Raw genomic sequence first — 13,554 nt, 5'->3', positions numbered from 1 at the left:
CGCTTAGCGCTGGCCGGCGTGCTTGTAATCTCGCTTGTCATAGCCGGTGTAGATCTGGCGCGGACGGCCGATCTTCATTTCAGGGTCGACCTGTTGCTCCAGCCAATGCGACACCCAACCGGCGGTGCGTGCGATGGCAAACATCACGGTGAACATTTCCACCGGAATGTTGAGCGCCTTGTAGATCAGACCCGAGTAGAAGTCGACGTTCGGGTACAGCTTGCGCTGCACGAAGTAGTCGTCCTTCAACGCGGCTTCTTCCAGTTTCAGCGCAACTTCCAGCAACGGATCGTTGACACCCAGCTCGCCCAGCACCTTGTGGGTCATCTCGCGGATGATCTTGGCGCGCGGATCGAAGTTCTTGTATACGCGGTGACCAAAGCCCATCAGACGGAACGAGGAGTTCTTGTCCTTGGCCTTGGCAACAGCGGATTCGACGTTGTCGGCGGTGCCGATCTCTTCCAGCATCTTCAGCACGGCTTCGTTGGCGCCACCGTGTGCAGGGCCCCACAGCGCGGTGATACCCGCAGCAACCGAGGCGTACGGATTCGCACCGGTCGAACCAACCAGACGCACGGTCGAGGTCGAGGCGTTCTGCTCGTGATCGGCATGCAGGATGAACAGCAGATCCAGCGCCTTGGCGACGACCGGATTGATCTCCAGCGGCTCGCTCGGCACTTCGAACATCATGTGCAGGAAGCGGTCGACGTAGTTGAGATTGTTGCGCGGGTAGCGGATCGGCCAGCCGATCGAATAGCGGTACGCAGCAGCAGCCAGGGTCGGCACTTTGGCGATCAGACGGATGGCTGCCTGACGGCGCTGTTCCGGGTCGTTGAGGTCCAGGGTATCGTGGTAGAACGCCGACAACGACGCGACCGAACCGGCCAGCATGGCCATCGGATGCGCGTCATGGCGGAATCCACCGAGAAAGTTCTTTAGCGATTCATGCATCATCGTGTGATGCGTCACCTCGTGGTCGAACTTCTCGAATTCGTCCGCCGTCGGAAGCTCGCCGTTCATCAGCAGATAAGAAACTTCGAGGAAGCTAGACTTCTCGGCCAACTGTTCGATCGGGTAGCCGCGATACAACAGCACGCCGTTGTCGCCATCGATGTAGGTGATGGCCGACTTGCAACTGGCGGTGGCAGTAAAGCCCGAGTCATAGGTGAACAGACCGGTTTCTTTGGTCAGCTTGGAAATATCAACGCAATCATTGCCAAGCGTGGGCTTGAGAACCGGCAGAACAACCGACTTGTCGCCGGCGTTGAGCGTGACCTGATCAAGATCGGACACTGTGTACGCTCCTTCAGTGGAAGGCGCCTGCACCCGAACGGGCAGGCGCGTGATGGAAGTCCAGGACATCGCCCGGATCACGTTATTATCGCACAGCAGCATTTTGGCCGTGCTTGGACAGAAGTCGTAGACGAAGCCGTCAGGAACGCGACGACGGACTCAGTAACATCCAAAAAAAGGCCGCGCAATGCGCGGCCGTTGCCGGTACAGCCCGTTCTGCAAGTTCAGCGCGCGTAGCGCTTCTGGAACTTGTCGATACGCCCACCTGTGTCGATCACCTTCTGCTTGCCGGTATAGAACGGGTGCGATGCAGAGGAAATTTCCACCTTGATCAGCGGATATTCCTGGCCGTCTTCCCACTTCACTGTCTCTTTCGAGCCCATGGTGGAACGGGTCAGAATCTTGAAATCAGACGTCACGTCGTGGAAGACGACGTCTTTGTAGCTGGGATGAACGTTATCTTTCATAGACTTGGCGCCGGGCTGCCTTGGTAAGCGGGAAATTATAGCTGTCTGCGGACAGCCCGCGCAAGATCACCTTACCCTGCCGCCAAAGCGGCCCCGACCAGGCCGTAGAACTGCTGACGGTCGTACTCCAGCAGCAGGTTGGCGTTGTCCGGCGCCCCTCCCTGGCGATTCCAATCCACCAGGGTCATGCCGCGGGTATGCGTGCCGGACAGTTCGATATGGACCGGGCGCTGCTCCAAGCGGTGTGCGCCTTCCGGGTGCAGCGCGAAGGCCATCGCCAGCGCGTCGGCGGCATACCAATACTTGCCGCGGCTGTCTGCCGACCACAAGCGGGTCTTGCGCGAAATTTCCTCATAGAAACGGGCACAGGCCGAGTCCGCCGCCAGCCACTTCTCCACATCCCGATGCAGCAGGCCGTGAGCGATGGCAGCTTCCCAATCGGCAACGTCGAACTGCGGGAAACCGCGGAACACGATGTGCGCCGCTTCCGGGTCGAAGCCGATATTGAATTCGGCCACTGCGGTGATGTTGCCGTGTCCGGTCAACGCCCCGCCCATTACCACCAGCCGCGCCACGCGCTGCGGCAGGGTCGGATCCAGGGTGAGCGCAAGGGCCAGATTGGTCAGCGGGCCGAGTGCGACCAGCAACAGCTTGCCGGCATGTTCGTGCGACAAGCGCAGGATAGCGAGCGCGGCATGCTCTGCGTCGGCAGTACGCTTGGCCGGCGCAAGACCGACATCGCCGAAGCCATCGATGCCATGCACATGCGCCGCGTCCACCGACGGATGCAGCAATGGCTGCGGACAGCCCGCATAGACCGGCACATCGTCGCGACCAACGATCTCGCAGACCTTCAAGGCATTGCGCACGGTGTGCTCCAGACCCACGTTGCCGACTGCGATGGTCAGGCCGACAACCTCGTGACGGGTGTCGTTGAAGGCCATCAGCAATGCCAGCGTGTCGTCGACGCCCGGGTCGGTGTCGATCAGCAACGGTATCTGTTTGGTCATGGGATTCGGGATTCGGGATTCGATGCGGCATCTTCGCAAGGATCGGCCGGCCAAGCGAATCACCAGCACGCAGCAGCCTGGCTCTTACGAATCCCCAATCCAGCATGCCCAAACCGGACCTACGCCGCGGCGTAACGCACTGCGCTACCGATCCAACGCGCCACGACACGGTCGGCGATCTCCGGCGCTTCATCCAGCAAACGTTCGGCGAGCATTTGCACGCACGGCAGCAGCCCGGCGTCACGGGCGAGATCGGCGATGCGGAAACTGGCCAAACCAGTCTGCCGGGTGCCTAGCAATTCGCCCGGACCGCGCAGCTCCAGATCCTTTTCCGCAATCACGAAGCCATCGTTGGTTTGCCGCATGGTTTCCAGGCGTTGTCTCGCCATCATCGACAACGGCGCTTGATACAGCAACACGCAGCTGGATGCCGCCGCGCCGCGCCCGACCCTGCCGCGTAACTGGTGCAACTGGGCAAGGCCCAAGCGCTCGGCATTTTCGATAATCATCAACGAGGCGTTGGGCACGTCCACGCCGACTTCGATCACCGTGGTCGCGACCAGCAGATCGCTGCGGCCTTGCTTGAAATCCAGCATGGCATTCTGCTTTTCGGCCGGCTTCATGCGGCCGTGCACCAAGGCCACGCGCACGCCCGGCAGTTGCGCGGATAGCGCCTCGAAGGTGGCTTCCGCAGCCTGCGCTTCGATGCGTGGCGGCCCGTTTTGTGCGCCCTTCTCGGGCTCTTCGCTTTCTTCGATCAAGGTGCACACCCAGTACGCCTGGCGCCCTTCGGCGCAGGCGGCGCGGATGCGCTCGACCAGGTCAGGCCGACGTTCTGCGCTCAAGACAATCGTCTGCACCGGCGTGCGGCCGGGCGGCAGTTCGTCGATGGCCGAGACATCCAGATCCGCATAGGTGGACATCGCCAAGGTGCGCGGAATTGGCGTGGCGGTCATCACCAACTGATGCGGCACGCTACCGGCGGCCGCGCCTTTGTCGCGCAATGCCAGACGCTGATGCACGCCGAAGCGGTGTTGCTCGTCGATGATGGCCAGCGCGAGGTCGTGGAAGACCACCGCCTCCTGCATCAATGCATGCGTGCCGACCACCACCTGCGCATGACCGGAGGAGACCTCGGCCATCGCAGCAGCACGCGCCTTACCGGTGACCTTGCCAGCCAACCAAACGATGCGCACGCCCAACGGCTCCAGCCAGTCGCGCAGATTGTTGAGATGCTGCTCGGCCAGCAGTTCAGTCGGAGCGGCAAGTGCAACCTGCTTGCCCTGCTCCACAGCAAGCATCGCCGCCAACGCGGCGATCACGGTCTTGCCGCTGCCGACATCGCCCTGCACCAGGCGCAGCATCGGCGATGGTTTGGCCAGATCCTGTGCGATCTGTTCGAACACGCGCTGCTGCGCGCCGGTGAGCTGGAACGGCAATGCGGCGCGCAGTTGCTGCACCAAATCGCCATCGCCAGGCAGTATCGGCGCATGGAAGCGCTGCAAGGCGATGCGTTGCCGGCGCAGACTCAATTGATGCGCCAGCAGTTCTTCAATCGCCAAGCGCTGCTGAGCCGGATGACCGCCCGCGAGCAATTGCTGAGGGTCGGTGTTCACCGGTGGGCGATGCACGGTCAACAACGCCTCGCGCAACGAAGGTAGCTGCTCGTCCTGCAGCCAGTGCGGCGGCAGCAGTTCCAGCGCTGCTTCGGGCGGCAGCCGCTCCAACGCTTGGCCGATGAGTTTGCGCAGCGTGGCCGGGCCGACACCTTCCAGCACCGGATACACAGGGTCCAGACTATCGCCTAGCCCGGCATCCTCGCCAGGTGCGAGCACACGGTAACTGGGATGCACGATCTCCCAGCCGTATTGACCGGGTTTTGGCGTGCCGAATACACGCAGCCGCGTGCCCGGTGCGAATTGCGCCACTTGCGCGGCGCGAAAATGGAAAAAGCGCAGCACCACGGTGCACTGCGAATCATCCGACACCGCCACGCGCAGCATCGGCCGATAACGGAAACCGCGTTCGACCGCATCCACACGCCCTTCGATCTGCGCCGGCACACCGCCCTGCAGCTGCGCGATCGTGGTCAAACGCGTACGGTCTTCGTAGCGCAGCGGCAGATGCAGCCACAAGTCCTGCACCGTGAGAATGCCGCGCGCAGTGAATTTCTCGGCCACTTTCGGGCCGACACCGGGCAAGCTGGAAAGCGACGCCTGGCCTGCAACGGCCAGGCTCGGTGTAACGGTATGCGCGCGCGGCACGGTAGACCGAGTCGGATCAGTCGAACTGGATCAGTCGAGCACCATCACCGCATCGACTTCGAACCCGACGCCCTTGGGCAGACCAGAGACTTCGATGGTCGAACGTGCGGGGAACGGGGCCTGGAAATACTCCTGCATCACCGCGTTGACCGCAGCGAACTGGCCGAGGTCGGTCAGATATAGGCCCAGGCGCACGATCTTGTCTAGCGAGCCGCCGGCCGCTTCGGCCACTGCCTTGAGGTTGTCGAATGCGCGGCCTGCCTGCGCGCCGATGTCACCGGGCACAATCTCGCCGGTGGCCGGATCCAAGGGGATCTGCCCGGAGAAATACACCGTGTTGCCGGCACGCACGGCCTGCGAGTACGGGCCAATGGCGGCGGGCGCCCGGTCGGTATGGATGATCTGGGACATGGAAACTCCACTACAAATGATGTGCACAGCAGTTTAGGCGTTTGTGCGGATTTGCTCGACTGTTCTGCGAGGCAGCGCACGATGGCGCAGCAGGCGTTCAACCTGCAACGAGCCGAAATCCCGCCATCGCACGCGGTGGCGGTCGCAATCGCGCCAACGCGGATGCCGCACGCGAAACTGCCGATTGTCCTTGGGGGCGCCCACCCTGACGAGCGTACCGCACGCTACTGCCGCCCGACGCTCTGCACCACATGCAGACGCCGCAACCGGCGCATCACTTCGGCAAGATGGCGACGATCGCGTACCTGGATATTGAAGCGCAGCACCGCCGCATTGAAATCACGATCCAGGTAATCCACACGCTCGATATTGGACTGGCTCTGCGCAATCGCTGCGGCAAGTTGGGCCAGCACGCCGGTGCGGTTTTCCACTTCCACCACCAGCGCGGTGTCGTAATCGCCGGTGACGCCGGAATCCCAATCGATCGGCACCCAGCGCTCGGGCGATTTGCGCAGCTCGGCCAGGTTCGGGCAGTCCAGACGGTGCACCACGATGCCCTTGCCAGCAGTGTGATACCCCATGATTTCGTCGCCGGGAATCGGCTGACAACAGTTGGCGAAGCTGATCACGCCACGCTCGCTACCGTCGATCAGGATTTTTTCGTGCGAATGCTTGGACTGGCCTGCGCCGCGCAATTCGGCGTAAGCCATCAGCGCCTGCGCCGCCTGGTTGGGCATCCAGTTGCCGAGCGCCACATCGGCCAGCAAGGCTTCAAGACGCGGGTAGCGATGCTCGTTGAGGAAGGCATCCAGCCGCCCCTTAGGCAACCGCTCCAGCGAGCTGTCCATCGCTTCCAGCGCGCGATCGAGCATGCGATGGCCAAGCTGCACGGCATCTTCGTGTTCGAGTTGCTTGAGCTGGTGGCGGATCGCGGTACGCGCCTTGCTGCTGACCACAAATTCCAGCCACTGCGGCTTGGGCGTGGCCGAACGCGCGGTGATGATCTCCACCGCCTGGCCACTGACCAGCTTGGTGCGCAGCGGCACTAGCTTTTTGTCCACGCGCGAGGCGACCGCGCGATTGCCCACGTCGGTGTGCACTGCATAGGCGAAATCCAGCGTGGTGGAATTGCGCGGCAACGCCAGAATCTTGCCCTTGGGCGTGAAAAGATAGACCTCGTCCGGGAACAGATCGACCTTGACGTTGTCCAGAAACTCCAGCGATGAGCCGGCGGCGCGCTGCGAATCGATCAGCTCCACGATCCAGTCGTGCGCGCGGCTCTGCGCGCTATTCGGCGACGCCGAGCCGACCTTGTAGGTCCAGTGCGCTGCCACACCGCGCTCGGCGATCAGGTCCATTTCTTCGGTGCGGATCTGCACTTCGATCGGCGATCCGTAAGGGCCGAACAACACGGTGTGCAATGACTGGTAACCATTAGCCTTGGGAATGGCGATGAAATCGCGAAAACGCCCATCCAGCGGCTTGAAGCTCGCATGCACCGCGCCTAGCGCGTGATAGCAATCGGCCACCGAGCGCACCACCAGACGGAAGCCGAACACATCCATCACCTGGTCGAATGATTTGTTCTCTTCGTGCATCTTGGAATAGATGCTCCAGGGCGTCTTGATGCGGCTGACCAGCCGATGCTCCAGCCCTTCCTTGGCCAGTCGTTGCGACAACTGCACCTCCACCTGCGCCATCGATTCGCGACGCACCACCGGCTGGCTGCGAATATGTTTTTCGATAATGGCGTGACGCCACGGATACAGCGCGCAAAAGCCCAGATTCTGCAGCTCGGACTTGATCAGGCTCATACCCAGGCGCTGCGCGATGGGCGCGTAGATTTCCAGAGTTTCGCGTGCGATGCGGCTGCGTGCTTCGCTGCTCTGCGCGCCCAGCGTGCGCATGTTATGCAAACGGTCGGCGAGCTTGATCATGATCACGCGCAAATCGCGCGACATCGCCAGCAGCATCTTTCGGAAACTTTCCGCCGCCGCTTCCTGGCGGTCGCGGAACTTGAGCTTGTCCAACTTGGTGACACCGTCGACCAACTCGGCCACCGCTTCGCCGAACTCCGACGCCAGCTCTTCGCGCGTCAGCGGGGTGTCTTCGATGGTGTCGTGCAGGATCGCGGCAATCAGCGATTCCATGTCCAGGCCAAGCTCGGCGAGCACGCAGGCAACGGCAACCGGATGAGTGATGTAGGGCTCGCCAGATTTGCGAGTCTGGCCGGCATGCGCAGTGGCACCGACTTCCCAGGCACGGCGCAGGACCGGCAGCTGCTCCTTTGGGAGGTAGCTGGCCGCGCGTTCGAGGTGCAGGACGTAGTCGGGGATGGCCTGGTCGGAAGACGGAGACGTCACGACGGTCGCCTGGGCAGTGGGGCCTGGGTTCATGGCGGAAGACTATTCCAGCAACGCAGTCACGGCAAACGTTTGCGCGCCATACAGCACGGATGAGGCCTCAAACGCAAACAGCCCGCATTGGGCGGGCTGTTCTGATCGATCGAAGTGATGCGAACAATCAATCGTCGTTCTTGGACATGTCTTCGTCGGCAACCACTTCGGCAGCGGCCCATTCCAGAGCTTCGCGCTCAGCACGCTCGCGCTCGGCCTTCTCGACTTCATCGATCAGCGCGTTGTCGATACGGCGTGCGGCGATTTCGCGCAGTGCCATCACGGTGGGCTTGTCGCTGGCGTCCGCGTTCTCGATCAGCGGCTGCACGCCGTTGGCGAGCTGACGGGCACGCTTGGAGGCCATCATGACCAGCTCGAAACGGTTATTCACGACTTCCAGGCAATCTTCTACGGTAATGCGGGCCATGCGGGCTCCCGGCGACCGGCAACGGCCGCTCATCGAATGAGGGAAAGGGACCGGAGTGTACGCCCGGACTGGCGCCCAGGCAATCGCTGCCTACCCAGTTTCCTTTGGAATCAGATATTTGGACCAAGAGAGGGCGTGAAACTCATTCCAGCAGCGCCTGAATCAGCCCGGCGTGCCGCTGCTGCTGTGCCTTGCGACGCAAGCGGCTTGCGGTGAAGATTGCACACATCTCCGAGACAGCGGTGTCGAAGATCTCGTTGATGATGACGTAATCGAATTCTTCGAAATGGAGCATCTCTTGGCGTGCGGCTGCTAGGCGCTGCGCCATTACATCCTCGCTGTCCTGCCCGCGCTTGCGCATGCGCTCGTCCAAGGCTTGACGCGACGGCGGCAGGATGAACACGCTGACCGCATCCGGCACCTTCTGGCGCACCTGATGCGCGCCCTGCCAGTCGATTTCCAGCAGCACGTCGTTGCCGGCGGCCAGCTGCGGCTCGACCGACTGCCGCGCGGTGCCCTTCCAGTCGCCATGCACCAGCGCGTATTCGAAGAAGTCGCCCGCTTCGATCATGCCCTGGAACTCGTCGGCGGAGACAAAATGGTAGTGCTCGGCATGCCGTTCGCCCGGCCGGGGTGCGCGCGAGGTGAACGAGATCGACAAGGCGATCTTGGGATCGCGCGCCAGAGTGGCGTTGACGATGCTGCTCTTGCCGGCGCCCGAGGGGGCCGCAACGATGTAGAGGGTGCCGCGCATAGGGTCAGGGAGTCGGGAGTCGGAATTGGGGAGTCGGAATTCGCGAACAGACTGCGGACCGGTAACCCCAGGGTAGACATGCTACCGGGATTGGCCGCTGCCCGCCCAAGCCAGGGATTTGCGGTCGCCCAAGCCCGAATTCCCACTCCCGGTTACTCAATGTTCTGCACCTGCTCGCGGATCTGGTCGATCAATACTTTCAAATCGACCGCGGCATTGGAGGTGCGGCTGTCGACCGACTTGGAACCTAGGGTATTGGCTTCGCGGTTGAATTCCTGCAACAGGAAGTCCAGACGGCGACCGACCGGCTCGCGCTGCTTGAGCACGCGGCGGATCTCGGAAATATGGCTGGACAGGCGGTCGAGTTCTTCGTCCACGTCGAGCTTCTGCAGCCACAGCACCAGTTCCTGCTCGGCGCGGCCGGGATCGACCGGATGCGGCAGATCGGCCAGGCGTGCGGCAAGTTTGGCGCGCTGACCTTCCCGGATGGCCGGGATCAAGGTGCGCACTTTGGCAGCGATGCGCTCTATCGCATCGACCCGCTCGCTGATCGCTTCGGCCAGCTTGGCGCCTTCGCGCTCGCGCGCAGCGACAAAACTGCCCACCACCTCGTCTAGCAATGCCAGGGTCTGCGCCTGCAGCGCGGGGGCGTCCACGTTCTGCACCTGCAACACGCCCGGCAGCTGCAGCAGATCGGTGAAGCCGACCTGCAGCTTGGGAAACATCCCGTCCAGCCGTGTGGCCAACGCGCCCAGTTCCCACAGCAGCGATTCGTTGACAGCCAGCGTCTGCGCGTTGTCAGGCGCGCGCAGACGCAGCGCCAGATCCAGCTTGCCGCGGCTGTTTTTTGCCGCCACGCGCTCGCGCAGCATCGGCTCCAGCGCACGCAATTCTTCGGGCAAACGCACGCCCACTTCCAGAAACCGGTGGTTGACCGAGCGCAGCTCGCAACCGAGCGTGCCCCAGGGCGTGATGCGTTCGCCGCCAGCAAAGGCGGTCATGCTTCGAATCATCGTCAAGTCCCGTACCTTCAAAGCGCAAATGGTAACCTAGCGAGCCTTGCCGGCTGCCTGCACGCTGCGCACTGGCATCTAGACCCATCTCCCGACTTTCGGACTCATCGCATGACCTTTTCCCGTCCCAGCGGCCGCACGGCCGACCAGCTGCGCCCGGTGCGCATCGAACGCGCCTTCACCCGTCACGCCGAAGGCTCGGTGCTGGTCAGCTTCGGCGACACCCGTGTGCTGTGCACCGCCAGCGTGGAAAACCGCGTACCGAACTTCCTGCGCGGCAAGGGCGAAGGCTGGTTAACCGCCGAATACGGCATGTTGCCACGCTCCACCCATACCCGCTCCGATCGCGAAGCCGCACGCGGCAAGCAAGGCGGCCGCACATTGGAAATCCAGCGTCTGATTGGCCGCGCCCTGCGCGCCTGCGTGGATCGCAATGCATTGGGCGAGCGCACCATCACCCTGGACTGCGACGTGTTGCAGGCCGATGGCGGCACCCGTACTGCGGCGATCACTGGCGCCTATGTGGCATTGGCCGATGCGGTGAACCTACTGCTCAAGCGTGGCGACATCAAGAAGCACCCGCTGATCGGCGCGGTGGCCGCGGTGTCGGTGGGTATTTATCGCGGCGAGCCGGTGCTGGATCTGGATTACCCGGAAGACAGCGACTGCGATACCGACATGAATGTGGTGATGAACGACGGCGGCGGTTTTATCGAGCTGCAGGGCACCGCTGAAGGTCATGCGTTCCGCCGTGACGAACTCAACGCGTTGCTCGCACTCGCCGAAAAAGGCATGGGCGAACTATTCGCACTGCAACGCGACGCGCTGGCCGGATGAGTCGTCGCATCGCCCAGACCGCAATGACACAATTGGTCCTTGCCAGCGGTAACGCCGGCAAGCTGGAAGAGCTGCGCGCCATGTTCGCGGCGCTGCCGCTACGCATCGTCGCGCAAGGCGAACTTGGCGTGGAGGATGTACCGGAAACCGGCCTGACCTTCGTCGAGAACGCCTTGATCAAGGCCCGTCATGCAAGCGCAACAACCGGTTTGCCGGCACTGGCCGACGACTCTGGCCTGATCGTCGATGCCCTGGGTGGCGCGCCCGGCTTGTACAGCGCACGCTACGCCGGCAGCCCGACCAACGCGCAGGCCAACAATGCCAGGTTGCTCGATGCGATGCGCGATGTACCGGCCGAGCGCCGCAGCGCGCGGTTTTATGCAGTGATCGTGTTGCTACGGCACCCGGAAGATCCACAACCGTTGATCGCCGAAGGCAATTGGGAAGGTGTGATCACCACCGCGCCGCGCGGCGATGGCGGTTTTGGCTACAACCCAGTGTTTCTGGACCCGGTTTACGGCCTGACCGCTGCGGAAATGGACAGCGACTTGAAGAACCGCTTGAGCCATCGTGCGGTAGCCCTGTCCACGCTGCAGCATAAGCTGCACGCGTTGTCGCTTTAAACGACAGTGTCTAACCTGATCCCACCTGCGCTCTCGCTGTACGTGCACCTACCCTGGTGCGTGCGCAAATGCCCGTACTGCGATTTCAATTCGCATGCGGCCAAGGGCGCGTTGCCGTTCGAGGAATATGTGGATGCGTTGATCCGCGACCTGGATGCGGACCTTCCGTTGGTGTGGGGCCGTGTGGTGCATTCGGTATTCTTCGGCGGCGGCACGCCGAGCCTGTTTCCGCCCGAAGCGATCGACCGATTCTTGCAGGCTGCAGCCGCGCGACTACGCTTTGCGCCGAATCTCGAGATCACCCTGGAAACCAATCCAGGCACGGCCGAGCATGGCCGTTTCGACCGCTACCGCAGCGCCGGCGTGAACCGCCTGAGCTTCGGCGTGCAGACCTTCGACGAGGCGGCACTGCAGCGGCTCGGTCGCATCCACGACAGTGCCGAAGCCGAGCGCGCGATAAAGCTTGCGCAGGACGCCGGCTACGACAATTTCAATATTGATCTGATGTACGCGTTGCCGGAGCAGACGCTGACGCAAGCCGAGCACGATCTGGAACGCGCGTTCGCGCTGCAGCCCACGCACCTGTCGCATTACCAGCTAACGCTGGAACCGAACACGGTATTCTTCGCGCGCCCCCCCCAGGGCATTCCCGACGACGATGCGGCTTGGGATATCCAGGAACATTGCCAGCAGTTGCTTGCCGAGGCCGGCTACGCGCACTACGAAGTCAGCGCATATGCCAAGCCTGGGCGGCAATGCGCGCACAACCTCAATTACTGGCGTTTCGGCGATTATTTGGGCATTGGCGCAGGCGCACACGGGAAAATCAGTTCCGGCGCCCACCAGCATGTGCTGCGGCGCTGGAAGCACAAGCATCCGCAAAGTTATCTGGTCAGCGCCGGCACTGCGGCGTCGATCGGTGGCGATGAGATCGTGCCGCGCGAGCGGTTGCCGTTTGAATACATGCTCAACCTGCTGCGTCTGCACGAAGGCTTCCGTTCGAGCGATTTCGAGGCCCGCACCGGTTTGGCCGCGTCTGTCATCGAAACATCGGTGGCGCGTGCGGTTGCACAAGGTTGGATGACCCGGCACGACGGACGCGTGATGCCGACCGAGCTGGGCCGTCGATTCACCAATGACGTGGTCGAGTTGTTTCTGGTCTGAGTCGCGATCGACTATCGCTTGGTGGTCAGTTTCAAGGGCGCAGCTCATCGGCTGCACAGCGAACCGGCGGCGTTGCCCAACGAGGTATACCGGGTGCGCCAATCCCGCACTGCTGCGCGGTCGCGATCACGCCGCGCCTGTCCACGCCCGGCGGCGAGGACGACAACGCCACACGCAAGCCAATTTCCATGCCGCGTACATCTGCCGAAGAGGCGTGCTAGGCTCAGGCGCGCAGCCTGCCGTTGGGCGCCTGGTTTGAATTCGCGAGCAACCAGCAGGCGATCTGCGCCGGCAACGGCTGTCCTGATATAGCCCGACGACAGACAAATGTATTGTTTGTGAATTGGCTATAGCAAAAAGTCGGCAAGCAGTCTGTCGCGGCTAATGGCCTGCGGACAAGCGCGTTTGCTGGTCGAAGAAAAATCGCGACTGATCGATCGCCCCTGGCATGCAACCATGCGCGCGCTGCGCAGCCTGGCCGGCCAGTCGCCCGTTGCAGAGGACAGCCATGATCCAGGACACCGGCCGTGCACCGCGCCGCCAACCGGCAGAGATGGCGCCAGTCACCGACATGCTCAGCGACGCGCAGATCGGCCGGGTCGGCAATGTCTCGGAAACCGGCATGTTGCTGTTGGCTTCGGTTCCACTCCATGACGATGCCTTGTACCAACTGCGCTTTATATTGCCCAAGCGCGTAGGCTGCGCCACTGAGATCGAGGTCGGCGCGCATCTGCTGTGGACCTGTGGACCGAAGCTGCGCACGCTCCCGTTCAAGCATGGGTGGGCTTTCGTTTCTAACCATGCCCGAGCCGCATCGACAACGCCTGCGCGCCTGGATCGCCGAAGAACAGATAGTCAGCTGACGCAGGCCGCATGGATTGCGGCAAAATTGCGC

At 62.5% G+C, this 13,554-nt stretch carries 12 protein-coding genes and 2 pseudogenes; 5 read left to right on the top strand and 9 right to left on the bottom strand.

The window, feature by feature from the left end; genetic code table 11:
• Nucleotides 1–3 precede the first annotated feature (3 nt).
• From J5I97_RS04260 to J5I97_RS04220, 9 genes are all read right to left on the bottom strand, one after another.
• Nucleotides 4–1,293 carry a citrate synthase gene (locus J5I97_RS04260; protein ID WP_208589297.1) on the bottom strand — a complete coding sequence of 430 codons (1,290 nt, stop codon included), beginning with the start codon at nucleotides 1,291–1,293 and terminating at the stop codon, nucleotides 4–6.
• 224 nt (nucleotides 1,294–1,517) lie between these two features.
• Entirely contained in the window at nucleotides 1,518–1,760 is a 243-nt protein-coding gene (locus J5I97_RS04255) for a type B 50S ribosomal protein L31 (protein WP_002812414.1), read from the bottom strand.
• 71 nt (nucleotides 1,761–1,831) lie between these two features.
• A complete protein-coding gene (locus J5I97_RS04250) occupies nucleotides 1,832–2,770 on the bottom strand; it encodes a nucleoside hydrolase (RefSeq protein ID WP_208589292.1) in 939 nt (312 codons plus the stop codon).
• 119 nt (nucleotides 2,771–2,889) lie between these two features.
• A complete protein-coding gene (gene recG, locus J5I97_RS04245) occupies nucleotides 2,890–5,034 on the bottom strand; it encodes an ATP-dependent DNA helicase RecG (RefSeq protein ID WP_208589291.1) in 2,145 nt (714 codons plus the stop codon).
• 30 nt (nucleotides 5,035–5,064) lie between these two features.
• Entirely contained in the window at nucleotides 5,065–5,445 is a 381-nt protein-coding gene (locus J5I97_RS04240) for a RidA family protein (RefSeq protein WP_208589290.1), read from the bottom strand.
• Nucleotides 5,446–5,669: 224 nt separating this feature from the next.
• Nucleotides 5,670–7,841, bottom strand: coding sequence for a RelA/SpoT family protein (locus J5I97_RS04235; RefSeq protein ID WP_208589289.1), 2,172 nt, complete (start codon nucleotides 7,839–7,841; stop codon nucleotides 5,670–5,672).
• A 127-nt stretch (nucleotides 7,842–7,968) separates the two neighbouring features.
• Nucleotides 7,969–8,268, bottom strand: coding sequence for a DNA-directed RNA polymerase subunit omega (rpoZ, locus tag J5I97_RS04230; RefSeq protein ID WP_002812428.1), 300 nt, complete (start codon nucleotides 8,266–8,268; stop codon nucleotides 7,969–7,971).
• A 142-nt stretch (nucleotides 8,269–8,410) separates the two neighbouring features.
• Nucleotides 8,411–9,022, bottom strand: a complete 612-nt coding sequence (gene gmk, locus J5I97_RS04225) for a guanylate kinase (protein WP_208589288.1) — start codon at nucleotides 9,020–9,022, stop codon at nucleotides 8,411–8,413.
• 152 nt (nucleotides 9,023–9,174) lie between these two features.
• Nucleotides 9,175–10,035, bottom strand: coding sequence for a YicC/YloC family endoribonuclease (locus J5I97_RS04220; RefSeq protein WP_208589287.1), 861 nt, complete (start codon nucleotides 10,033–10,035; stop codon nucleotides 9,175–9,177).
• Between the two features lie 111 nt (nucleotides 10,036–10,146).
• On the opposite strand from J5I97_RS04220, the gene rph reads away from it, so the two are divergent.
• From rph to J5I97_RS04195, 5 genes and pseudogenes are all read left to right on the top strand, one after another.
• Nucleotides 10,147–10,872, top strand: coding sequence for a ribonuclease PH (rph, locus tag J5I97_RS04215; protein WP_208589285.1), 726 nt, complete (start codon nucleotides 10,147–10,149; stop codon nucleotides 10,870–10,872).
• Nucleotides 10,873–10,895: 23 nt separating this feature from the next.
• Nucleotides 10,896–11,495 (top strand): RdgB/HAM1 family non-canonical purine NTP pyrophosphatase, encoded by a 600-nt coding sequence (rdgB, locus tag J5I97_RS04210; protein ID WP_208589278.1) that lies wholly within the window; start codon nucleotides 10,896–10,898, stop codon nucleotides 11,493–11,495.
• Between the two features lie 6 nt (nucleotides 11,496–11,501).
• On the top strand, nucleotides 11,502–12,659 hold the full coding sequence (hemW, locus tag J5I97_RS04205) for a radical SAM family heme chaperone HemW (RefSeq protein ID WP_208589276.1): 1,158 nt from the start codon (nucleotides 11,502–11,504) through the stop codon (nucleotides 12,657–12,659).
• A 107-nt stretch (nucleotides 12,660–12,766) separates the two neighbouring features.
• A pseudogene (locus J5I97_RS04200) lies at nucleotides 12,767–13,169 on the top strand (DUF1631 family protein); the annotation flags it as partial.
• Nucleotides 13,168–13,522, top strand: a pseudogene (locus J5I97_RS04195) (PilZ domain-containing protein). The pseudogenes J5I97_RS04200 and J5I97_RS04195, both read left to right, overlap by 2 nt.
• Nucleotides 13,523–13,554 lie beyond the last annotated feature (32 nt).

The sequence above is a fragment of the Xanthomonas fragariae genome (genome assembly GCF_017603965.1).
Classification (GTDB): domain Bacteria; phylum Pseudomonadota; class Gammaproteobacteria; order Xanthomonadales; family Xanthomonadaceae; genus Xanthomonas; species Xanthomonas fragariae_A.
This window is presented reverse-complemented; position numbering and strand designations above follow the sequence as displayed.